The sequence below is a fragment of the Parasediminibacterium paludis genome (genome assembly GCF_042651445.1).
GTDB lineage: Bacteria > Bacteroidota > Bacteroidia > Chitinophagales > Chitinophagaceae > Parasediminibacterium > Parasediminibacterium paludis.
Genome location: NZ_JBHSDC010000001.1, coordinates 56,185 through 78,355 on the forward strand (window position 1 = coordinate 56,185; position 22,171 = coordinate 78,355).

Genomic DNA, 22,171 nt, shown 5'->3' on the forward strand with positions numbered 1-22,171 from the left:
TTTATTTTTAGCTAACACTACCTATTTGTAGCATGACTAGTATTTTAAAACATCATTTTACCACCAAAATTTTCTCGCCATTACGTTTATCTTTTTTTATAGTGCCGCTAGCTATTGTTATTGGTTTGATGGTTGCCTTTTTTTTATGGCTGCTAGAGGTGGTTACCAATTTGCGTTGGCAGCATGAATGGCTCATTTGGCTATTACCATTTGCAGGTGTACTAATTGTATGGGTCTATAAAACCCTTGGTGAAAACAGCGATAAAGGCAATAATCTTATTATTGATGCGATTCATAACCCGAGTACTATGGTTACTTTTAGAATGATGCCTTTGGTATTGTTAACTACTATTATTACACATTTATTCGGTGGTTCTGCTGGTAGAGAAGGTACTGCAGTACAAATGGGCGGCAGCACGGCAGATTTATGGTCTAAGTGGCTTCAGTTGAAACCTGCTGATAAGCGCATATTATTACTATGTGGCATGTCTGCTGGCTTTGGTGCCGTGTTTGGTACGCCTGTAACTGGTGCTGTTTTTGCACTTGAAGTAATAGCTATTGGTTCTATCAAATTTGATGCATTGTTGCCTTGCTTACTAGCAGGTATCGTGGCAGATATTACTTGTGCGGCTTGTGGCATTCATCACACACATTATAGCATTGCGAGTATTGAAAATGCAGTTATAAAGATTGGTGGATTCTTTCTCAAGGTTGATATATTACTCATCCTCAAAGTGGCTTTGGCAGGTTGTTTATTTGGCTTAGCGGCGGCACTTTTTGCCAATACCACTCATTTTATCAAGCAAAAAACTAACCAATACATTAAACAGCCTTTGCTAGTGCCTATGGTTGGTGGCGCATTGGTAATTGGCATTAGCTATGCTTTAGGCACGTTTGATTATATGGGTCTTGGGGTTGCTAATCCTAACAATGGGGTAAGTATTGTTACCGCTTTTAACAGCTATGGCGTTACCAATTTTAGTTGGTTGTGGAAATTATTACTTACTGCTATTACGCTTGGCATGGGCTTTAAAGGTGGTGAAGTAACACCATTGTTTTTTATTGGGGCTGCTTTGGGTAATGTATTGGCTAGCTACACTGGCTGCCCGGTAGATTTATTAGCTGGTCTTGGGTTTATTGCAGTATTTGCAGGGGCCACCAACACACCTTTGGCTTGTACTATTATGGGCGTTGAATTATTTGGTGGGCAGCATATTCTATACTATGCTATTGCTTGTTTTGCGGCTTATTATTGCAGCGGCCACAAAAGTATTTATAGTGCGCAACGAGTGGCTGTTCGTAAGTACAATAGTTTGTTGTAAATGTAAATCTCTCAACAATTTTTACATACTCTTTGGTTTTGATGAAGGGCTTTATCCTACATTTGCTACCTCAATAAGTTAACGCTTGTTAGTTTACTGAGGGTCGCTAAATTATCTTCTATGATGCACAAATATTGGTGGAAAATATTGGTAGTGGTTCTTCTTTTATACGTAGGTTCTTATGGCTTTTTAGTACAAGTACCCAATCCGCCGGGCGTGCCCTTGCAGCAAAGTATTCGCAACTTATTTTTTCACGTACCTATGTGGATAGGCATGATGGTACTACTTGGTACTTCGCTTGTTTATGCCATTTTATATTTAAGAACCCCATCTGTAAAATACGATATTTATTCTACTGCTTACGCCACTACAGGCATTACGTTTGGATTGCTTGGCATTACTACAGGGGCAGTTTGGGCCAATTATCAGTGGGGGCAACCTTGGAGTGGCGACCCAAAACAAAACGGTGCTGCCATCGCTTTACTTATTTACCTTGCTTATTTTGTATTACGTGGTAGCATGACAGACGATGAAAAACGTGCAAGAATAAGTGCCGTATACAATATTTTCGCCTTTTTTATGCTGTTTCCTACACTTTGGATTTTGCCTAGACTTACGCAATCTCTACATCCAGGTGGGCAAGGCAGCGAGGGCAACCCTGGCTTAAACCCTAAAGATTCTACCATGGCTATGCGCAGCGTAATGTATCCTGCCTTTATCGGTTGGACGCTATTAGGTGTTTGGATAACCACTCTAAAAATTAGAACCCAATTATTAATTGAGAAAAATGTATCCCATGAATAAATTACAACGTATATGTGCCACTTTAGTACTCGCTTTTATCACTGTTTTTGCAAATGCACAAACACCAAATAACAACGATGTGATGCGTAGCAATGGCAAAATTTATGTGGTAATGGCAGTGGTAATTATCATAATGGTTGGCCTTTTTATATACCTCATTAGTGTAGATAGAAAACTGCGTAAGCTGGAAAACAAGTCCTAGTTCTAAAATCTTTTTATCATGAGACCAGCTTAACTACTTCTATGTAGCTTCTGTTGCGTCGCACACTGCATCTGTTAGTTCTTTGTTTAGCTATTTACCATTTCATTGTGGTAAATATATATTATTGCGCCTTCGGCGGCTTTACAACAATGGCTTTCTAAGTAGCAACAGTGCCGTTAGAAATAACAAGAAAGCTGTTAGAAATGGTAACAAAGCTGTTAGAAATAGTAACAATGCTGTTAGAAATGGCGACAAAGCCGTTAGAAATAGCAACAAAGCCATTAGAAATAGCAACAAAGCTGTTAGAAATAGCAACAAAGCTGTTAGAAATAGCAACAAAGCCATTAGAAATAGCAACAAAGCTGTTAGAAATAGCAACAAAGCTGTTAGAAATAGCAACAAAGCCGTTAGAAATAGCGACAAAGCTGTTAGAAATAGTATTTATGATTGTATATGTAGAGTTGTTGCTACCCGTATTAGGCGAGCAAAGCTGAAAAGCGACGAGAACGTACATACCGATAGCTATCGGTAAAGTGAAACAACCACAGCTTGGCTATGGCTAACCGTTGGTAATATTATATCACTACTTTTTTTATAACGATTGCTATATTTAATTATTAAAATTTAAAAAGTCATGTTAGAAGCAAATTATAGCTTTTTCCACAGCGTGGAACAAAGTTTTGACAAGGCAGCAAAATTTACCAAGTGGGAAAAAGGCTTGCTAGAACAAATAAAAGCCTGTAACAGTATTTACAGCATGAAGTTTCCTGTAAAAATGGACGATGGCAGAATAGAGGTAATAGAGGCTTACCGTGTACAACACAGTCAGCATAAAACCCCGTGTAAAGGTGGTATTCGTTTTAGCATGGCCGTAAATCAAGATGAGGTAATGGCCTTAGCTAGTTTAATGACCTACAAATGTGCGATTGTAAATGTACCATTTGGTGGCGGTAAGGGGGGGATTAAAATAAATCCTAAAGCGCATAGTGCTTACGAACTTGAAAAAATTACCCGCCGTTATACGAGCGAATTGGTTAAGAAAAACTTTATTGGCCCAGGTATTGATGTGCCCGCACCAGATTACGGTACTGGCGAACGAGAAATGGCATGGATTGTAGATACTTACCAATCGTTAAAGCCAGGCGAAATTGACAGTGCAGGTTGTGTTACTGGTAAGCCTGTATCGCAGGGTGGTGTGCGTGGTAGAAAAGAAGCCACTGGTTTGGGGGTATTTTTTGGTATTCGTGAAGTATGCAATATGCCTGATGTAATGGCGAAACTTGGTTTAACGACAGGTATCGAAGGTAAAAAAGTAGTGGTACAAGGTTTGGGCAATGTGGGTTATCACAGTGCGAAGTTCTTCCGTGAACATGGTGCTATTGTGGTATCAATAGCAGAATTTGAAGGGGCGATATACAAGGAAGATGGTATTAACGAAGAAGCATTGTTTCAACATAGAAAAGCAACAGGTTCTATTTTAAATTTCCCTGGTGCTACTAACTTGGCAAAAAATACAGATGCGTTAGAACTAGCTTGCGATATTTTAATTCCTGCTGCGTTGGAAAACGTAATTAATGGCGACAATGCACCACGTGTTCAGGCAAAAATTATTGGCGAAGCCGCAAATGGCCCTTTAACACCAGAAGCCGATGAAGTATTTGCCCAAAAAGGCACTTTGGTAGTGCCAGATATGTACTTGAATGCGGGTGGTGTTACAGTAAGTTATTTTGAGTGGTTGAAAAACTTAAGCCATGTACGTTATGGTAGAATGGAGAAACGCTTTACTGAAAATATGAATCACCATATTTTATCGCAATTAGAAGGGTTAACTGGTAAAAAAGTAAGCGATGCTGAGCGTAGATTTATAGAACATGGCGCAGATGAAGTAGACTTGGTACATAGCGGCCTAGAAGAAACCATGATTACGGCTACAAGAGAAATTATGGACATTTGGAAAGCCAACCCTGCTATACCAGATATGCGCACTGCTGCTTATGTATGTGCAATAGACAAAGTAGGTACAAGTTATACAGAGCTTGGTATTTTTCCTTAATAGACTTATCGCAACATACACCCATAAAAAAGCCTCCAATTTGGAGGCTTTTTTATAATCTACCAAGCAGCTTATAAATGTGCTTGAATTTTTTTGTCTAACACGCTTTTAGGTACAGCGCCAATTTGTTTATCTACCACTTTACCACCTTTTACAAAAAGGATAGCAGGAATAGAAGTAATACCATAATTGGTACTAGTTTGTGGGTTTACGTCTACGTTTACTTTACCAATTTTTACTTTGCCATGATACTCTTTGCTAAGTTCTTCAATAACTGGTCCAATAGCACGACAAGGGCCACACCACTCTGCCCAAAAGTCAATAACACTTAATTGATCGCTTTCTAAAACTTCAGCTTGGAAGTTTGCGTCTGTAAATTCTAAAGCCATGATTGTAAATTTTTGTTTATGATTGAGATGATTCTCCGTTTTAACCTTGTAATAAATATCAAATATACCTCCAAATATGAAAGATGCTTATTTGACTTTTCCACGAGTGTTTATAGAGACGCAGACTGTCATAAAAACTGACAGAGGGGCGTAAATAATTTTGCCTAAGGATAACTAGCATTTGTTGCTTGTCTTAAAGGCATGTATATTCGTACCATATTTAAGCGCTGTATGTACCAAGAAATATATAAGTATTTTGTTTTAAATAGAAAAATTAGCATTCCTGGTATTGGTAATTTTTCAGTGAATACCGATTCTGCTAAACTCGATTTTGTAACAGGTGTATTACATGCACCGCAGCCCAAAGTAGCGTTTGAAAAAGGACAACCAGCTATTGATAGACAGTTTTTCCAGTATTTATCTAAAGCGCTAAATATTGATGAAAAACAAGCTGTACAATCCTTCCAGGCATTTAGCCAATCAATAAAAGAAAATATTGATAGCAATAAACCTGTAGAATTACCAGGAATTGGTAAGCTACAAAAAGGCTATAGCGATGATGACATTCTGTTTACAGAAGAACATGCTGTTACACCTGCTTACCTAAATGATATTAAATTAAGTTCGGCTACAGATAGTAAAGCTAATTTGGTAGAATTATATAAAACGGGTGATAATTTAATTATTACTGAAGAAACCGAAGATGACCGTTTGGAGATGATTGTTAAAGAAAAGGATGAAGATTATTGGTGGGTATATGCGTTAATATTGGCACTAATGGGTGTAGGCGCTTTGTTGTATTATTATATTTAATGTTTCATTTTTATTTTAATGGCTGAAAGAATCCAACACCAACATTGCCCAAGTTGCGGTAGTGTAGCTATACAAAATTGTTTATCTGCGAAAGATTACACCGTAAGCAATGAGGTATTTGATATTTGGCATTGTGAGAGTTGCTCGTTAAGATTTACACAAGCCATTCCTAGTGCAGAAGAAATAGGCCCTTATTACCAATCTACAAGCTATGTGTCGCATAGTGATACCAATGAAGGTTTGATCAACCGCTTGTACCACTTAGTAAGAAATTTTACATTAAAAAGTAAATTGGCTTTATTGAGAAAAGTGACAGGATTACAAACAGGCACTTTGCTTGATGTAGGCGCTGGCACTGGTGCATTTTCTAATATGATGGCTACCAATGGCTGGCAAGTAACATCGTTAGAACCTGATGATACGGCGAGAAAAGTAGCTAAGGAAAAGTATAATTTAACCTTACAAGGTCCTTCCGATTTATATTATTTAGACAATAACCAGTTTGATGCCATAGCGATGTGGCATGTGCTAGAACATGTGCATGACTTGCAAGGTTATTTGAATCAATTTCATGACATTTTAAAACCCAATGGTAAGCTAGTTATTGCTGTGCCAAACTATACTAGCTACGATGCTACTTATTATGGTAGTACTTGGGCAGCTTATGATGTGCCAAGACATTTGTACCATTTTTCACCACAAAGTATAGATACTTTGGCCAATCTAAAAGGCTTTGCAGTAAAGGCATACAAGCCTATGTGGTTTGATAGTTTTTATGTAAGTATGCTAAGCGAACAATATAAAAATGGGCAAGGCAATTTGGTGGCAGCTTTCTTTCGGGGGTTAATTTCAAACATAAAAACCATCGGTAATCCTAAAAAATGCAGTTCGGTTATCTATGTTTTAGGCAAGAAATAATTTTTCTCGCAGAACTTCGCGGAAAACGCAAAAAATATAAATACATCAAAAATTAACGTACTTCTTCGTCATCTGTGCATTTCTGCATTATCTGCGAGAAAATATCCTAGAATTTTACTTCAAAAAGTTTTGGCCAGTTTTTGCCAGTAATAAAAAAACGTTTTGCAGTGCTATCATAGGCAATACCATTAAGTACATCAGTGTTTGCAGCTAGTTCAGGGAAATATTTTTCCTTCATGCCACTGAAATCTGCAATTCCAATTACTTTACCTGTTTCAGGATTGATTTTTACAATAATATCTTTTTGCCAAATATTAGAATATATCTCACCATTTACCCACTCAAGTTCATTAATCATTGGTACGGGGCCACTATTGTCTGTAACACTTACTATATTTTTTACAGCAAATGTTTCTGGGTCTCTAAAGTAAAGTTTATCACCACCATTGTTCATGATTAGTTGCTTGCCATTATTTGTTAAGCCCCAACCTTCACCATCGTAGTCAAACTCTTTTTGCTTTGCGAACGTTTTTGCATCGTACACAAAGCATTTTTGTTCCTTGTAGGTTAGTTGGTAAATTTTACCATTTAACAAGGTTGTTCCTTCACCAAAATACTTCTTATCAAGATTAATTTTCTTGATGTCGTTGCCAGTTTTTAAATCTACATAAGCTAGTTTGCTACTACCGCTATAATCAGGGCTACCAGTGCTTTCTAGCAATTTTCCATCGTGCCATTCTAAGCCTTCTGTAAAAGCACTTGTTTGGTGCGGGTAAATATTAGTAACCGTGTAGCTAAGCGTTGGCGGCTCGTTGCTTACAGCAGGTGTGGTTATTTCGGTTGATTGTGATTGACTATTATCATTGCCACAAGCTGCAAGAACAACTGCTGATAAAAAGGGTAGAAGTATCTTTTTCATAATTATCTACAAATTAAAATTAAAAGCACGAATCACAATCATGAAACCAATTTCTAAGTTGATTTTTAAATGTTAATTCGTGCAATTAATGAAATTATATTCGAGTTCGTGTATTCAATTTACACGTTAAATCTAAAATGCATTACGTCACCATCTTTTACAATGTATTCTTTACCTTCAATGCGTAAGCGGCCGTTATCTCTACAAGCAGCTTCGCTACCATATTTTACAAAATCTTCGTAAGCAATTACCTCAGCTTTAATAAAGCCTCTTTCAAAGTCGGTATGAATAACACCTGCTGCTTGCGGCGCTTTCCAGCCGTGGTGAATGGTCCAAGCCCTCACTTCTTGCACCCCAGCCGTAAAATAAGTATCCAATTGCAACAATTTATAAGCCGATTGTATCAATCTATTCAAAGCAGGTTCAGTCATCTTGTATTCTTCCATAAACATCTGCTTGTCTTCTTCTGCTTCCATTTCAGCAATTTGCGCTTCAATGTTGTTGCACATTACAATCACTTGCGCACCTTCTTCTTTTGCAGCAGCAGCAAGGGCTTCAGAGTATTTATTACCAGTATGCATGCTTGCTTCATCTACATTCGCCACATATAAAACTGGCTTCTCAGTCAATAAAAACAAATCAGCAATGGCCACTCTTTCTTCCTTGCTTAAATCCAAACCTCTAATGCTTTTGCCTTGCTCTAAATGCGTTTTGCATTGTTGTAAAATCTCAACTTCAGCCTTCGCTTTTGGGTCAGTTTTAGCCATTTTCTCGCTACGTTGTAGCTTTCTTTCTACCGCTTCTAAGTCTTTTAATTGTAGCTCAGTATCAATAATTTCTTTATCGCTTACAGGGTTTATCGCGCCTTCTTCACGCAATACATTGTCATCTTCAAAGCATCTAATCACATGAATAATGGCATCAACTTCCTTAATATTACCCAAAAACTTATTACCCAAACCTTCACCTTTACTGGCACCACGTACAAGGCCAGCAATGTCTACAATTTCCAATTGTGTAGGCACAATGCGCTCTGGTTTTACCAGTTCGGCCAATTTAGTCATACGTTCATCTGGTACATTTACCAAGCCCACATTGGGTTCTATGGTACAAAAACGATAGTTGCTAGCTTGTGCTTTGGCACTATTACTCACGGCATTAAACAAAGTGGATTTTCCAACATTTGGCAATCCTACAATTCCTGCTTGTAAACTCATAATTTGTTACCCTCTTTCCCTTTACGGGCGGTTTTATTCTAAAAACTAATGTTGTGTTACCAGCGCTAGTGCTGCTATTAAGCGTCTGTTGCGTCGCACACTTGTACGTTCAGAATAGTATTGAACAATAAATTTCGAGCCGCAAAAGTAAGATTTGACAGCAAAAACAATTTGCTTATTTTCAGCGTTCAAAATCATAAATCCCAAATCATCAATCTCAAATTTTTTCAATGGCTTTAAGCAGAATATGGAGTGCTTTTATTCTTATTGCATTTATTGTAGCTTTTATAAAGTTTGTAACCATACCCGAAAAGAAAGACATTTTTACCGAAATGGTTACAGGTAAGCAAGGCGATACCTCGCTTACCAAAGTCGTTGATAGTGCTACTTTATCGCCTGTAATTATTGCTGCGCTTAATAAAAATAGTACTTATAAAAATGGCAAGAATAAATATATCAAGCAAGCCGATGGCAAAGTATTAACCTACAAAGAACAAGCTGCCGCAGGTGTTATTGCTACTTGCGACTCAGCAGTTACTATCTGTTTTAATCTCATTGGTGTAATGGCTTTGTTTATGGGCTTTTTAACCATTGCAGAAAAAGCTGGTGGTATGCGTTTATTAGCCAAAATCATTGGTCCGTTTTTCTCAAAACTATTTCCAGAAGTACCCCAGAATCATCCATCTATTGGTTATATGATGATGAATTTCTCGGCCAATTTGCTCAATTTAGATAATGCAGCTACACCATTTGGTATTAAAACCATGGAAAGCTTGCAAGAACTTAATCCAGAAAAAGAGAAAGCTACCAATGCACAATTGATGTTTTTATGTTTACATGCAGCTGGTCTTACGCTAGTGCCTATCACCATTATTGCTGCAAGGGCTTCTGTAAAGCCAGCAGCAGCAAGCCCTACCGATATTTTTGTACCTTGTATGATTGCCACATTTGTGGCTACTATGGCTGCTATGATCATGGTTGCCATTAAGCAAAAGATTAACCTTTTGCAACCAATAATTTTAGGCTGGGTATTGGGTGCAACAGGTTTAATTACGTTGTTGGTATGCTACCTAAAGTCTCTAAATACAGATGGTGTGCAACATTTTTCTAAACTATTGAGCAATGGTCTAATACTCATCATCTTTGTAGCCATCATTGTTGGTGCGTTGTATAAAAAAATAGATATTTTCAATGCTTTTGTGGATGGTGCAAAAGGTGGTTTTGAAACGGCTGTAAAAATTATTCCTTACCTAGTTGGTATGTTAGTGGCTATTAGTTTGTTACGTACAAGCGGCACATTTGAAGTGATTATTGCAGGTATGAAATCAGTTTTTGGTGCACTTGGCGCAGATACGCGTTTTGTGGATGGCTTACCTACCGCTTTAATTAAGCCACTAAGTGGCGGTGGTGCAAGAGGGATGATGATAGACACCATGAATATTCACGGTGCTGATTCTTTTGCGGGAAGATTGGCAAGTATATTACAAGGTTCATCTGATACCACGTTTTACGTTGTTGCTGTTTACTTTGGTGCAGTTGGTATTAAAAACACGCGTTATGCCATTAGCACCATGTTGATTGCAGATTTGGTAGGTATTATCACGTCAATTTTACTATGCTATTTGTTTTTTGGTAATGCCTAATTTACCACATAGACATAGTAGACACATAGTCTTAAGCTAAACACTTTCAGTAATAAATAACAAAGGCAAATAGAAAATCTATCTGCCTTTGTGCCTATGTGGTAAATGAAAATATTACACTGATTTTCTTACATACTTGGTTAAAATTACAATGGTATCGCCCTCAATTTTACCTTCTATTTGTTCTGCATTATCAGGTACGAGTCTAATTTTTCTTACGGTAGTACCTTTTGGCGCAATAAAATTGGCACCTTTTACATTTAGGTTTTGTGTCAATATTACGGTATCGCCTGTTTCTAATACCACGCCAAAGCTGTCTTTATGCACTATTACATTAGCAGCCATTTCTGCTTCTGCATTTGCCCACTCAATTACTGCTTCGTCTAGTGCTACAGATGCTTTGGTTTCAGCAGCCCAATCTTCCGTGATATTACCCAATATTTTATAACTTAATGCTTGTACCGCCGGCACTTCGCTCCAAATGCTACCCTCTAGGCAACGCCAATGGTTGGTATCACTAAAGTTATTGCTGCTTATTTGCCCAAAACAATTGGTGCAAAGCACTACTTGGTTATCCGCTGAATCATCTGTTTTTGGTGGCACTGCATAAGCCACTAAATTGTCGTCACTACTGCATAATTCGCAGATATTACCGCTACGGGTTGCTAGGGTTGTAGATATTGCCATGCGGCGAATGTAGTGTAAATGGCACGTTTTTGTTTCATCAAAACAAAGCGAAATAGTTTGTTGTATTAAACAAATGTGTATTCAATGCCATTTAATTTAGTAAGACTCTTCTTCAGTTGCTTCTTGAAGCATCTTTTTAAACTGACGAACGCCAATAAATAGCGCTGCAATACAAGCTAACGAGAGGGTAACACCTAAGTAGCTACCGCAAATAATGCCATCAATTAAACTGTAAATAGCGCCTACTAAAATAGCGGCTAAACAAAGTGCTGAGATAATGATAAGACGTCTCATAAGGCAAAGTTTTTGGTGAGGAATAAGTGTAAGATGCAGGTAGAAAAATATTCCATAAATGGTGCAGATTTTTTTATTTAAAATGAAGAACAATTTCCTAACTAGGGAACGAAAATTTCCTAGCTAGGAAATTTCTATCAGCACACTAGGAAATTTTTGAAGCCTAATTTGCGTATTCATTTTTTGAAAAAAGATAGGTGCTATTAAAACCAAAAGCTGCAAATTTTTTTTCTTTTGCAATCGGTTTCATTGTAACATTGTGTCTTGTATTTTATCAAAATTGTTGCAGACAATCATTACATCCTTTTAATCATTCACAATCATAATTATGTTATTGCTTGGTATAGATTTAGGTACTTCGTCTATTAAAGTGTCTGTGGTAGATGCTGCTTCGCAAAAGACGATTGTTTCGGTTCAATATCCTGAAACAGAAACCCCCATTATTGCATTACAACCTGGCTGGGCCGAGCAAGATCCGAATACTTGGTGGCAGCATGTGCAGCAAGCCATTTTAAAAGCCAATGCTACTAATACTTACAACCCAAAAAATGTGTCAGCAATTGGTATTGCTTACCAAATGCACGGTTTGGTATGTGTAGATAAGGCGCAAAATGTATTGCGCAACAGCATTATTTGGTGCGATAGCAGGGCAGTACCATATGGCAATAAAGCATTTGATAGTATTGGTCATGATACTTGTTTATCTAAATTATTAAACTCACCGGGTAATTTTACCGCAAGCAAACTGGCTTGGGTAAAAGAACATGAGCCTGCTATTTATGCGCAAATAGATAAAGTGATGTTACCTGGCGATTTTATAGCGATGAAATTAACGGGTGATATTACCACCTCTGCTTCTGCCTTATCTGAAGGTATTTTGTGGGATTTTTCTACCAATACGATTTCTAAAGATGTGTTGGATTATTATGGTTTTGACGCGTCATTATTTCCAACTATTGAAAATGTATTTACTAGCCATGGTAAATTAAGTAGTACAGTTTCGGAAAGCTTAGGTTTAAGCACTAACATACCTGTAACATATAAAGCTGGTGATCAACCCAATAATGCACTATCGCTAAATGTGTTGCAACCTGGTGAAGTAGCTGCCACTGCTGGTACATCAGGCGTAATTTATGGTGTAGGTGATAGTTTAAACTACGATCAACAATCGAGAGTCAATGGTTTTGCGCACGTTAATCATACCGCAGAAAATACTAGAATTGGTACTTTACTGTGTATTAATGGTACAGGTATAGCTAATAGTTTTACTAAAAGAATGCTAGCTGCTAATAAAAGCTATAATGCTATTAACGAAGAAGCTGCAAAGGTGGCTATTGGTAGCAATGGATTAAGTGTATTGCCATTTGGCAATGGTGCAGAGCGCATATTTAATAATACAATAGTAGGTGCCCATTACCAACACCTCGATTTTAATTTACATACCCAAGCCCATATTTTTAGAGCGGTGCAAGAAGGTATCGCTTGCTCGTTTAGGTACGGCTTAGATATTATGCGTAGTAATGGCATGCAACCATCTGTAATTCGTGCAGGTAAGGCTAATTTATTTTTAAGTTCAGTATTTGCCGAAGCTTTTGTAAATATCACTGGCGTGCCTGTAGAGCTCTACAATTGTGATGGAAGTGTAGGCGCTGCATTAGGGGCTGGTATTGGTGCCAATATTTTTGCTTCGGAAAAAGAAGCTTTTGCCAATATGCAACCATTACAGTTAATAGAACCTACTAATATAGATGCTTATAAGGGTGTATATAGCAACTGGAAAGATGCATTAAATAAACAGATAGCTTAGTGTAAAATAAATCAGCTAACGTTATAGAGTGTTGGCTGATTTATTTATTAATTGAAAACGGGTTCAACTTGATAGCCTTGTTTTCGAAGTAAATAGATCACACCATTAATACCGCCTAAATGTGCTGCGCCTACGGCAAAAAATGTAGGTTTTGCTTGTGCTTCGGCAATTATTACAGGTATCCAATTTTGATTACGGTTTTGTAACATCATCGCATCATATTTACCAAATTCAGGGTCTTTGGTAGTAAGTTCTTGCATGGCATTGACATCTTTAGATAGATATACTTTGCCTAATTCTGCAAATTGTAATTTAGCGCTATCCAAATTGTACAACATATTTTTAAGCATATCGGCTTGCACTTTAAATGGAATGGTATCAAACACACGCATTTGGTATTCAATGGTTTCAAGGCCTTTTAATTCCATATTTTTTGCTTTTGCCATTGCTTGAAAACGCTTCTCAAAACCATCAGGATTACACTTTAGTATAGCAGGAAATACTGCACTCATGAGCAACATTGGCTTGGCTTTACCCATAATACTTAATGTGATACCAGCAGTGTTTTTAAAAATAGTATTCATGCTGTCGTAATCCGCTTTGCCTACCAGTTTTTCTAGCGAGCAAGTATCTGGCATCATCATGCCTTTCATGGCTTTTGCTACCATGTTTGGGTCGTCTAAATCTATTTCTAAATAGAGTTGTTTGCTATTGTTAAATGCTTTTTTGATACTGGTATCTATCACAATTTGGTCTGGGCACATAACATGGATGGTGCCGTATAAATAAGAAGGGTGCTTGATGCCTTTACCAGAAATTTCCCAAAGTAGTGTTTTCTCTTTTGGTATTTGTGAGTGGGCATGAAGGGCAAAAAAGCAAGGGATAATCAAACCAAATAAGTATCTCATTACAATGAATTTATTGGTAAAATTCACGCTATTGGTTCAATATTCCATAAAATTAAAATGCCCCCAAAAAATTGGGGGCAAATGCGATGTAACTGGTCAAATGCTTAGGTACATCATAGGACTTGTTGGTCTTTCATCAGAGGATATAGCATAGAGATATTAATTGCATTTAATATTGCAGCCACCTGGTAATGCTTTTCCAGTTGGTTCTACCGTGTATCCCGTAGACACGTCAGCCCATAAAAATTTGATAGTGTAATAATGATTGATCACCAATTGGTCACCCTTACAACAAGAATAGTCCTTATCTTTTTTGTAATGTTTGCCGAACATGTTAGTGAAAGGTGCAGTGATAGATGCTGTTACGATGATTGCAGTAATTGCAATGAAAGCAGAATTTAGCTTTAATTTAGTAAACATAGGATTGTGTTTTTGTTATTGTGGATTTCGAAACAAATGTAAATACTTTTTAGATATCTACGTAGTATTTTGTTCAAAAGTCGGCGCCAAATTATTTTTTAATCATTTTTTAAGGCCGCTTGCGCAATAATTTACAGGTCTTCATTTTTGTGTTTGATATATGCCAACAAAATAGCTTTTAAGCGATACAATTCTTAATCTATCCTTATCTATAAAGGCTTTTCTATATTCTTTAAAATTACCTTTCTTATCAGCAAAGCCTATTATGCAACTTAAAGGCTCTTTACCACTTTGTAATATTACTTTAGGTATGGTACCAAAATTGGGTAATCTTAATGAATCGGTTACAATAAGTTCTTTGTATTTGATACGCATATTGTATTTAAAGGTTTCTTTGGTTTCGTACACATCTACAGCAAATACCCATTTATTAAGCTCGTCGGGTACCTTTTTAGTAAAACTAGCAACAGCTTTTGGGCTTACAACCTTCCTGAAATTTGGTATTGTATCATTGGTAATATAAGTAGTGGTATCATTGGTATCATATGATGGGGGTTCATTATTTTTGTTAGAATTGCAAGCCACAGCTATCATTATCACAGTGCAAAAAAGCCATATTTTTTCAGTAGTCATATCGATATTTTCGGCTAAAAATAAGATATATAGTTAAATGTGAAAGTATTTGACATAAAAAAATCTCATCTTTTTTGGATGAGATTTTTCTTAAACTGCATAAACAATTACTATTTTTTTGTTGATAACAACTGAATGTATTTTTTACTCTCTTCGGCAGATAGAATTTTACCATTTATAGTAATGATACCATTGTTGATATTTAATTTAATATCATTGCCAGTAGCAAGGCCGTCTTTTTTAAGCGCTTCAATCAAAGCGTTAGGCGATTTGGTTTCTGCATTTACAGTCACTGTTGTATTGCTATCTGCAACCGTTTCTTTATTAACGATGCTCACTTCTATTTTTTTAGTAGCAGGAACACTCGCTTCTGTTTTGTGCATTAAGGCGAGGCTTGGTGCAATTACCAAAGAAACAATTGACATTAGTTTAATTAAGATATTCATTGATGGACCAGATGTATCTTTAAATGGATCACCAACCGTATCACCCGTTACAGATGCTTTGTGTGGTTCAGATTTTTTGTAGTACATCTCACCATTTATTTCTACGCCTTTTTCAAAGCTTTTCTTAGCATTATCCCAAGCACCACCTGCATTATTTTGGAAAATACCCATTAATACACCACTTACAGTAGCGCCTGCTAAAAAACCACCCAAAGCTTCTGGACCAAGAATAAAACCAATTAATAATGGCGATATAATAGTGATAGCACCAGGTAACATCATTTTTTTCAAAGATGCCTCTGTAGAAATAGCCACACATTTGTCATATTCTGGCTTGCCTGTACCTTCCATAATGCCAGGTATGGTTCTAAATTGTCTGCGCACTTCTTCTACCATTGCCATGGCAGCTTCACCTACGGCACGAATGGCGAGTGAAGAGAAGATAAATGGAATCATGCCACCTACAAAAAGTGCCGCTAAAACATCTGCTTTATAAATATCAATGTGTTGATTACTAGGCATTGCCACACCCACAAAAGCAGCAAATAAAGCTAAAGAAGTTAACGCTGCCGAAGCAATGGCAAAACCTTTACCACTTGCAGCCGTAGTATTACCTACTGCGTCTAATACATCCGTTTTTTCACGAATATCTGGTGGTAATTCGCTCATTTCTGCTATACCGCCTGCATTATCAGCAATAGGACCAAAAGCATCTATCGCTAATTGCATACCTGTAGTTGCCATCATACCAGCGGCAGCAATTGCCACACCGTATAGGCCTGCGCAAGCAAATGAACCATAAATACCGCCTGCTAACACTAATATTGGTAAAAATGTACTTTCCATACCAATAGCCAAACCACCAATAATATTAGTTGCATGACCAGTAGCTGATTGGCGAATAATACTCAACACAGGACGTTTACCCATGGCAGTATAGTATTCAGTAATAATACTCATTAACGCACCTACTACCAACCCAACAGCAATAGCACCAATAACGCCGTTACGTGTAAATTCAGCACCACGTAACGTCATGCTTGCTGGTAATATATGGTGTACTAAAAAGAAGCAAGCAACGGCAGTTAAAATCATTGAGCCCCAGTTGCCCATGTTTAATGCTTTTTGTACCGCTTGTGTGCTGATACCAGCAGATTCGCTGATGCGTACAAAAAAAGTACCTACTATTGATAATAAAATGCCAACACCTGCAATTACCATTGGCAATAAAATTGGCGATAAACCACCAAATTGATCTACTAGGCGAGAACCATCAGCACCTGTTACTTCTTGACCAAGTACCATTGTGGCTAATACCGTAGCTACATAACTACCAAATAAATCAGCGCCCATGCCTGCAACGTCGCCTACATTGTCACCCACATTATCTGCAATGGTTGCAGGGTTACGTGGATCATCTTCTGGTATACCAGCTTCTACTTTACCTACTAAGTCTGCGCCTACATCGGCAGCTTTGGTATAAATACCGCCACCAACACGTGCAAACAGGGCAATAGATTCTGCGCCTAATGAAAAGCCTGTTAATACTTCAATGGTACGCAACATACCACTTGCATCACCATCTGGTGAAAAGAAATGTTTTAATATTAAGAATAAACCACCTAGACCAAGAACTGCTAATCCAGACACACCTAAGCCCATTACAGCGCCACCAGTGAACGATACATTTAGCGCTTTTGCTAGGCTTGTTTTAGCAGCTTCTGCGGTACGCACGTTGGCTTTGGTAGCTACTTTCATACCTATATAGCCAGCTGTGGCGCTAAATACTGCACCGATAATAAAAGAGATAGCAATACTCCAATGGCTACCTTCATTTTTTGTAGCCATAAAACCTAGTAGTAATGCCACAATAACCACAAAATACCCTAGAATTTTCCACTCAGCTTTCAAAAAAGCCATCGCACCTTCAGCTATATAAGTGCTTATTTCTTTCATCCTGTCGTTACCCGCTGGCTGCTTAGACACCCAACTAAATTTGAGTAAAGTGTACAAGAGTCCTACAACGCCCATTGCAGGCACGGCATAAAAAAACAAATTGTTCATACGCAAGTTTTCGTTTTAAGAGATTTAGTTTTAAATAGGATTTCAAAAGTAGGGGAAACAAGTATGCAACATGCAATCGTTTCCGAAAAATGTTAAAAAGTTGCAAATGCGGCAAGGTTTGCGGTTAATAATACCATTAAACAGATAGAAAATAAGCGTTAAAACGGATAGCAAGACTATTCAATGGTTTTGGTAGTATCTACCAAACCTGTGAATACAGATGACATTTTGCTTGCAGCATAAATATTTCTATTGAATTTATTACCAAGAATTATGATGGTAGCAGTGTCTTTGATTAAACGTTGAAAAACAGCATTGTTGCCATGCCACCAGCCATTGTGGTATACAATTGTTTGATCTGGTTTTTCAATTAAACGCCAGCCTAAACCATAATTATGTTCACCTCTTTTTTCATTGCTATAGCCTGTAAAAGCCATTTCTAACGATTTTGGACTTACAAATTTGCCCGCATACAAGGCTTTATCCCATTGTAATAAATCTCGTACCGTGCTGTATACGTTTTTATCGCCATATACGCAGTCTAATTTTTCAAATTTAAAGGGTGCCCAATTGGGTTGGTACGATGGGTGATAATTTGCAGTGTCTTTTATACTAAAAACATAGCTACTTTTTAATCCTAAAGGCACAAATACGCTATCCATCATATATCTAGGAAAATCAATGGTTGTTACTTTCTCAACAATGAGCGCCAATAATGCAAAATTAGTATTGCAATAGTGAAACACTCTATTTGGGCTAGCTTCAATGGCAGGTTTATGAGTAATCATAAACTTTAATACATCGTTATTGGTTGCAATGCCTTTAAAGCCATCTGTTCTACCTCTTACAATACGTTTTACACTAATGGTTTTACCTTTTTTATTTTTCTTTCTAATAATCTCTACCTCACTACCGCCTTCCATAAAATGAACGTAGTTGGGTAGGCCACTTCTATGCGTTAATAAATCTTTTATCGTAATATTTTGATAAGGAAATGTTGGCAAATATTTTTGAACATTATCATTTAAGTCTAATTTTCCTTGTTCCATTAAATGCAATACCACCATTGCGGTAAATGTCTTAGAGGTGCTTGCAATGTGAAAAGGTGTTAAAGCCGTAATACTGTCTTTACGCTTATAATCGTACCAGCCATGATAATCTTCAAATACAATTTCTCCATTTTTCGCAGCTATAATAGCGCCATTAAACCCTTTATCTAACAGCATGGTTTTGTACAAAGGCGCTACCAAACTAGCATAATATTCTTTTTCTTTTGGTGTAATTGGTGTGTAAACTACTGGTTTTGCAATCGTTGTTGTAATATGATTGGTAGGGGTATTGCTACAAGCTAAAACTAAAAATGAGAGAACTGGAATTATCTTAAATTTCTGCATCAGACACTATTTTTTCACTTGCGGCAAATATAGGGGTTGCTATTTGCGGATTTTGAATTTGAACTTTAGAATTTTGAACTTTACTGCGGATTATTATTTGCATATCACATACTGCTATAAACTTAGATTTTTGCAAAGCGTTTATAAAAAATTCAAGAAAAATGGTTGTCTTCTTTAAAAATTTGTAATTATTTTCAAATTGGCTAAATGATTTCTAATTTATTTATTTTCGCATCATGAATAAGCAAGAATTGACCAGCTATCCAAAAGAAAAGATTAAAATTTTATTCTTAGAAAACATCAGCGATAAAGCGGTTCAGAGATTTAAAGAAAATGGCTACACCAACGTGACTAAACTTGGTGGTGCATTAAGTGAAGACGAATTGATAAAAGCCGTAAAAGATGTTCACTTACTAGGTATTCGTTCCAAAACACAAATCACGAAAAAGGTTCTAGATAGTGCAGCAAAATTGCAAGCGATTGGTTGCTTTTGCATTGGTACCAATCAAGTAAATTTAAAAGAAGCTACCAAGCAAGGTATTACTGTATTTAACGCACCTTATAGCAATACCCGTAGTGTAGCAGAATTAGTTATCGGGTTAAGTATTATGCTTATTCGCAGAATACCAGATAAAAACGCGGCCGCTCACAACGGTATTTGGAACAAAGAAGCCAAAGGGAGCTTTGAAATGCGCGGCAAAACACTTGGTATTATTGGCTACGGTAGCATTGGTTCTCAGCTAAGTATTATGGCCGAAAGCCTAGGTATGAAAGTGCGTTTTTACGACACAGAAACGAAATTGCCGCTTGGCAATGCAATAGCTTGTAAAACCTTGAAAGATTTGGTAAGCACCTCTGATATTATTTCTTTACACGTGCCAGAAACAGCGCAAACCAAGAATTTAATTAACAAAACCAATCTTAAACACTTTAAACAAGGTTCTATTTTAATAAATTACGCCCGTGGCGAGGTGGTTGATTTAGAGGCTTTGGCCAAATGCTTAAAAGATGGTCAATTGAGTGGCGCAGCTATTGATGTTTTCCCTTGGGAGCCAGAAAAAAATGGCGATACATTCACTACGCCTTTGCAAGGTTTAAGCAATGTTATTTTAACACCACATATCGGCGGTAGTACCGAAGAAGCACAAGAAAATATAGGTGAGGATGTGAGCAATAAACTATTTCAATATCTAGAAAAAGGGATTACCAATGGCTCTGTAACCTTGCCTGCTATTGGCTTGCCACCAGTGGAAGGCGCCCATCGTATTTTACATATTCATAATAATGTGCCTGGCGTTTTAAGTGCTATCAATACCGAGCTAAGTAAACACCATATTAATATTGTGGGCCAATACTTAAAAACCAACGAAGATATTGGTTATGTGGTATTAGATGTAGATAAAAAGCTATCAAAACAAGCAGCAGAACTATTGCGCAACGTTAAGGAAACCATTAAAGTGCGTATGTTGTACTAGTATTTTCTTTGTGTTACCAGCAATTGTAATGCTATTTAACTCTTGTTGCGTCGCACACTTCTACGTTCTTATCGTTTTGCAGCTTTTATATAGTGTGCAATATTTTAAATATGTAATAAATAAGCTAGAAAACCAATAAATGTTAAATAACCCAAGCCGCAAGGCTTGGGTTATTTGCGCTATTATATTTGCAAAAAAGATAACGTTGGTTTTGTAAAACAATTTTGAGTAGATTATTATTTTTCCAATTTCCTCAAAATCTATTGTATCCTGCAAAATCTAGGTTCAGCCGATGGCTTACAAAAAGTATATTGCAGTAGGAATGTGATGGTAAGTTTGGTTAAAAAACCACCAATTATAAAAATTTAGGATTATGAATGAAGGTATTGAGCAATTAAAAGAAGCATTGTCGTTTTCGCCAGATAATATTCCGTTGCGCTTGCATTTGGCAGAGTTAATGGTAAAAGGCTATATGTTAGATGATGCCGCCGAACAATATCAAGAGGTATTGAACAAAAATTATGGTAACGCAAAAGCTAGAAAAGGCTTGGCCACTGTGTATTTTAAGCAAAAGAAATATAGTGCCGCAATTTTAGTATATGAGGCGTTAATGGCTGATAATTCTTTGAATTGGGAAGAAATGGTACCGTTTGTAAAATGTTTAATTAAAGAACATTCTAACCAAGAAGCGGTAGAGGTTTACAAGAAAATATTGCAACAAAATCCCGGCTTTAAAGATGAAGAAATAGACGCTGCTTTACGCATGCCAAATATGGGCAATTTGCTTAATAAAGATGAGGACGATCTAGACGATTTGTTTGGCGAAGAAGGTTTTGAAGGTAGTGCGGCGCCTCAGTTTTTTATGGAAAAGCCCGACTTGAAATTTGAGGATGTGGGTGGTATGAACAAGGTGAAGCAAGAGATTTCAATGAAAATTATTCAGCCGCTTAAAAATCCTGAATTGTACAAAGCATTTGGGAAAAAAACTGGTGGGGGTATTTTGTTATATGGTCCTCCTGGCTGTGGTAAAACATATTTGGCAAAAGCCACCGCAGGAGAAATTGATGCTAAGTTTATCAATATTGGCTTGCATGATATATTAGACATGTGGATGGGAAATAGTGAAAAAAACTTGCACGAAGTATTTATGCAGGCTAGAGAAAATGCGCCTTGTGTATTATTTTTTGATGAAGTTGATGCTATTGGTGCCAGCAGAAGCGATATGAAAGGGAGCAGTATGCGTCATGTGATTAACCAGTTTTTAGCCGAAATGGATGGTGTAGAAAATAGTAATGAAGGTGTATTAATTTTAGCAGCCACCAATGCACCTTGGAGCGTTGATTCGGCTTTTAGAAGACCGGGTAGATTTGACAGAGTGGTATTTGTAGCGCCACCAGATGTAGAAGGTAGAGCACAAATTTTAACACAACATTTAAAGCACAAACCAGCAGAAACCATTGACATTGCTGGTATCGCTAAAATAACAGAAGGCTATTCTGGTGCTGATTTAAAAGCGGTAGTAGACATTGCGACTGAGTACAAATTAGAGGAATCACTAGCAAAAGGCAGAATAGAAAAAATTACCACCAAAGATTTACAAAAGGCTGTAAAGCAACATAAAGCCACTACTAGCGAATGGTTTAGTTCGGCAAAAAACTATGCATTGTACGCTAATGAATCTGGCTTGTACGACGATATTTTGAATTACATGAAACTGAAGAAGTGATTACATTTATTGAGAAACAATTGCACGAATTTTTGTA

The 22,171-nt window shown here is 37.1% G+C and carries 21 protein-coding genes; 10 read left to right on the forward strand and 11 right to left on the reverse strand.

Features of this window, described 5'->3' with window-relative positions:
* Positions 1 to 32 precede the first annotated feature (32 nt).
* The 3 genes from ACFOW1_RS00210 (at position 33) to ACFOW1_RS00220 (ending at position 2,328) form a co-directional block, all read left to right on the forward strand.
* Positions 33 to 1,322: a voltage-gated chloride channel family protein gene (locus ACFOW1_RS00210; protein ID WP_379011367.1), complete on the forward strand. Its 1,290-nt coding sequence runs from the start codon at positions 33 to 35 to the stop codon at positions 1,320 to 1,322.
* A 96-nt stretch (positions 1,323 to 1,418) separates the two neighbouring features.
* The gene (ccsA, locus tag ACFOW1_RS00215; protein WP_379011461.1) at positions 1,419 to 2,126 is read left to right on the forward strand and encodes a cytochrome c biogenesis protein CcsA; all 708 of its coding nucleotides are present in this window, start codon (positions 1,419 to 1,421) and stop codon (positions 2,124 to 2,126) included.
* Positions 2,119 to 2,328, forward strand: a complete 210-nt coding sequence (locus ACFOW1_RS00220; protein ID WP_379011369.1) for a CcmD family protein — start codon at positions 2,119 to 2,121, stop codon at positions 2,326 to 2,328. Before ccsA ends, ACFOW1_RS00220 begins: the two co-directional genes overlap by 8 nt.
* Before the next feature lie 157 nt (positions 2,329 to 2,485).
* Here the strand turns inward: ACFOW1_RS00220 and ACFOW1_RS00225 are convergent, their stop codons facing one another.
* The gene (locus ACFOW1_RS00225) at positions 2,486 to 2,842 is read right to left on the reverse strand and encodes a hypothetical protein (RefSeq protein WP_379011371.1); all 357 of its coding nucleotides are present in this window, start codon (positions 2,840 to 2,842) and stop codon (positions 2,486 to 2,488) included.
* Between the two features lie 120 nt (positions 2,843 to 2,962).
* Here ACFOW1_RS00225 and ACFOW1_RS00230 point away from each other — a divergent pair, with 120 nt between their 5' ends.
* Positions 2,963 to 4,381, forward strand: a complete 1,419-nt coding sequence (locus ACFOW1_RS00230; RefSeq protein WP_379011372.1) for a Glu/Leu/Phe/Val family dehydrogenase — start codon at positions 2,963 to 2,965, stop codon at positions 4,379 to 4,381.
* A gap of 71 nt (positions 4,382 to 4,452) precedes the next feature.
* Here the strand turns inward: ACFOW1_RS00230 and trxA are convergent, their stop codons facing one another.
* On the reverse strand, positions 4,453 to 4,770 hold the full coding sequence (trxA, locus tag ACFOW1_RS00235) for a thioredoxin (RefSeq protein WP_379011373.1): 318 nt from the start codon (positions 4,768 to 4,770) through the stop codon (positions 4,453 to 4,455).
* Between the two features lie 231 nt (positions 4,771 to 5,001).
* On the opposite strand from trxA, the gene ACFOW1_RS00240 reads away from it, so the two are divergent.
* Together ACFOW1_RS00240 and ACFOW1_RS00245 are read left to right on the forward strand one after the other, a co-directional pair.
* Positions 5,002 to 5,583, forward strand: a complete 582-nt coding sequence (locus ACFOW1_RS00240) for an HU family DNA-binding protein (RefSeq protein ID WP_379011375.1) — start codon at positions 5,002 to 5,004, stop codon at positions 5,581 to 5,583.
* 18 nt (positions 5,584 to 5,601) lie between these two features.
* Entirely contained in the window at positions 5,602 to 6,501 is a 900-nt protein-coding gene (locus ACFOW1_RS00245; RefSeq protein WP_379011377.1) for a class I SAM-dependent methyltransferase, read from the forward strand.
* Between the two features lie 106 nt (positions 6,502 to 6,607).
* Here the strand turns inward: ACFOW1_RS00245 and ACFOW1_RS00250 are convergent, their stop codons facing one another.
* Both ACFOW1_RS00250 and ychF read right to left on the reverse strand, forming a co-directional pair.
* Complete coding sequence (locus ACFOW1_RS00250) at positions 6,608 to 7,420, reverse strand: glutaminyl-peptide cyclotransferase (protein WP_379011378.1); 813 nt, start codon at positions 7,418 to 7,420, stop codon at positions 6,608 to 6,610.
* 119 nt (positions 7,421 to 7,539) lie between these two features.
* Entirely contained in the window at positions 7,540 to 8,637 is a 1,098-nt protein-coding gene (gene ychF, locus ACFOW1_RS00255) for a redox-regulated ATPase YchF (protein WP_379011379.1), read from the reverse strand.
* Between the two features lie 230 nt (positions 8,638 to 8,867).
* On the opposite strand from ychF, the gene ACFOW1_RS00260 reads away from it, so the two are divergent.
* Positions 8,868 to 10,280, forward strand: a complete 1,413-nt coding sequence (locus tag ACFOW1_RS00260; protein ID WP_379011381.1) for a nucleoside recognition domain-containing protein — start codon at positions 8,868 to 8,870, stop codon at positions 10,278 to 10,280.
* 114 nt (positions 10,281 to 10,394) lie between these two features.
* Here the strand turns inward: ACFOW1_RS00260 and ACFOW1_RS00265 are convergent, their stop codons facing one another.
* A complete protein-coding gene (locus ACFOW1_RS00265) occupies positions 10,395 to 10,967 on the reverse strand; it encodes a PhnA domain-containing protein (RefSeq protein WP_379011383.1) in 573 nt (190 codons plus the stop codon).
* Between the two features lie 96 nt (positions 10,968 to 11,063).
* Positions 11,064 to 11,261 carry a hypothetical protein gene (locus tag ACFOW1_RS00270; protein ID WP_379011384.1) on the reverse strand — a complete coding sequence of 66 codons (198 nt, stop codon included), beginning with the start codon at positions 11,259 to 11,261 and terminating at the stop codon, positions 11,064 to 11,066.
* Positions 11,262 to 11,589: 328 nt separating this feature from the next.
* Here ACFOW1_RS00270 and ACFOW1_RS00275 point away from each other — a divergent pair, with 328 nt between their 5' ends.
* Complete coding sequence (locus tag ACFOW1_RS00275) at positions 11,590 to 13,068, forward strand: xylulokinase (RefSeq protein WP_379011387.1); 1,479 nt, start codon at positions 11,590 to 11,592, stop codon at positions 13,066 to 13,068.
* Positions 13,069 to 13,115: 47 nt separating this feature from the next.
* On the opposite strand, the gene ACFOW1_RS00280 is transcribed toward ACFOW1_RS00275, so the two are convergent.
* From ACFOW1_RS00280 to ACFOW1_RS00300, 5 genes are all read right to left on the reverse strand, one after another.
* Positions 13,116 to 13,976, reverse strand: a complete 861-nt coding sequence (locus ACFOW1_RS00280; protein ID WP_379011388.1) for a TraB/GumN family protein — start codon at positions 13,974 to 13,976, stop codon at positions 13,116 to 13,118.
* A 159-nt stretch (positions 13,977 to 14,135) separates the two neighbouring features.
* Positions 14,136 to 14,396: a hypothetical protein gene (locus ACFOW1_RS00285; RefSeq protein ID WP_379011390.1), complete on the reverse strand. Its 261-nt coding sequence runs from the start codon at positions 14,394 to 14,396 to the stop codon at positions 14,136 to 14,138.
* A gap of 141 nt (positions 14,397 to 14,537) precedes the next feature.
* On the reverse strand, positions 14,538 to 15,029 hold the full coding sequence (locus tag ACFOW1_RS00290) for a hypothetical protein (protein WP_379011391.1): 492 nt from the start codon (positions 15,027 to 15,029) through the stop codon (positions 14,538 to 14,540).
* Between the two features lie 110 nt (positions 15,030 to 15,139).
* Positions 15,140 to 17,539: a sodium-translocating pyrophosphatase gene (locus ACFOW1_RS00295; protein ID WP_379011393.1), complete on the reverse strand. Its 2,400-nt coding sequence runs from the start codon at positions 17,537 to 17,539 to the stop codon at positions 15,140 to 15,142.
* A 176-nt stretch (positions 17,540 to 17,715) separates the two neighbouring features.
* A complete protein-coding gene (locus ACFOW1_RS00300) occupies positions 17,716 to 18,933 on the reverse strand; it encodes a serine hydrolase domain-containing protein (protein WP_379011394.1) in 1,218 nt (405 codons plus the stop codon).
* A gap of 236 nt (positions 18,934 to 19,169) precedes the next feature.
* Between ACFOW1_RS00300 and serA the strand changes: the two genes are divergently transcribed.
* Positions 19,170 to 20,408, forward strand: coding sequence for a phosphoglycerate dehydrogenase (serA, locus tag ACFOW1_RS00305; RefSeq protein ID WP_379011395.1), 1,239 nt, complete (start codon positions 19,170 to 19,172; stop codon positions 20,406 to 20,408).
* Positions 20,409 to 20,781: 373 nt separating this feature from the next.
* Positions 20,782 to 22,134, forward strand: a complete 1,353-nt coding sequence (locus ACFOW1_RS00310; protein ID WP_379011396.1) for an AAA family ATPase — start codon at positions 20,782 to 20,784, stop codon at positions 22,132 to 22,134.
* Positions 22,135 to 22,171 lie beyond the last annotated feature (37 nt).

Excerpts from the sequence above, each read along its gene's own strand:
- trxA (WP_379011373.1), bottom strand. The coding sequence starts at position 4,770 with ATGGCTTTAGAATTTACAGACGCAAACTTCCAAGCTGAAGTTTTAGAA.
- ACFOW1_RS00250 (WP_379011378.1), bottom strand. The coding sequence starts at position 7,420 with ATGAAAAAGATACTTCTACCCTTTTTATCAGCAGTTGTTCTTGCAGCT.
- ACFOW1_RS00240 (WP_379011375.1), top strand. The coding sequence starts at position 5,002 with ATGTACCAAGAAATATATAAGTATTTTGTTTTAAATAGAAAAATTAGC.
- ACFOW1_RS00300 (WP_379011394.1), bottom strand. The coding sequence starts at position 18,933 with ATGCAGAAATTTAAGATAATTCCAGTTCTCTCATTTTTAGTTTTAGCT.
- ACFOW1_RS00295 (WP_379011393.1), bottom strand. The coding sequence starts at position 17,539 with ATGAACAATTTGTTTTTTTATGCCGTGCCTGCAATGGGCGTTGTAGGA.
- serA (WP_379011395.1), top strand. The coding sequence starts at position 19,170 with ATGAATAAGCAAGAATTGACCAGCTATCCAAAAGAAAAGATTAAAATT.
- ACFOW1_RS00290 (WP_379011391.1), bottom strand. The coding sequence starts at position 15,029 with ATGACTACTGAAAAAATATGGCTTTTTTGCACTGTGATAATGATAGCT.
- ACFOW1_RS00270 (WP_379011384.1), bottom strand. The coding sequence starts at position 11,261 with ATGAGACGTCTTATCATTATCTCAGCACTTTGTTTAGCCGCTATTTTA.
- ACFOW1_RS00310 (WP_379011396.1), top strand. The coding sequence starts at position 20,782 with ATGAATGAAGGTATTGAGCAATTAAAAGAAGCATTGTCGTTTTCGCCA.
- ACFOW1_RS00265 (WP_379011383.1), bottom strand. The coding sequence starts at position 10,967 with ATGGCAATATCTACAACCCTAGCAACCCGTAGCGGTAATATCTGCGAA.
- ACFOW1_RS00225 (WP_379011371.1), bottom strand. The coding sequence starts at position 2,842 with ATGTACGTTCTCGTCGCTTTTCAGCTTTGCTCGCCTAATACGGGTAGC.
- ACFOW1_RS00230 (WP_379011372.1), top strand. The coding sequence starts at position 2,963 with ATGTTAGAAGCAAATTATAGCTTTTTCCACAGCGTGGAACAAAGTTTT.
- ACFOW1_RS00275 (WP_379011387.1), top strand. The coding sequence starts at position 11,590 with ATGTTATTGCTTGGTATAGATTTAGGTACTTCGTCTATTAAAGTGTCT.
- ACFOW1_RS00280 (WP_379011388.1), bottom strand. The coding sequence starts at position 13,976 with ATGAGATACTTATTTGGTTTGATTATCCCTTGCTTTTTTGCCCTTCAT.
- ACFOW1_RS00210 (WP_379011367.1), top strand. The coding sequence starts at position 33 with ATGACTAGTATTTTAAAACATCATTTTACCACCAAAATTTTCTCGCCA.
- ACFOW1_RS00285 (WP_379011390.1), bottom strand. The coding sequence starts at position 14,396 with ATGTTTACTAAATTAAAGCTAAATTCTGCTTTCATTGCAATTACTGCA.
- ACFOW1_RS00260 (WP_379011381.1), top strand. The coding sequence starts at position 8,868 with ATGGCTTTAAGCAGAATATGGAGTGCTTTTATTCTTATTGCATTTATT.
- ACFOW1_RS00245 (WP_379011377.1), top strand. The coding sequence starts at position 5,602 with ATGGCTGAAAGAATCCAACACCAACATTGCCCAAGTTGCGGTAGTGTA.
- ychF (WP_379011379.1), bottom strand. The coding sequence starts at position 8,637 with ATGAGTTTACAAGCAGGAATTGTAGGATTGCCAAATGTTGGAAAATCC.
- ACFOW1_RS00220 (WP_379011369.1), top strand. The coding sequence starts at position 2,119 with ATGAATAAATTACAACGTATATGTGCCACTTTAGTACTCGCTTTTATC.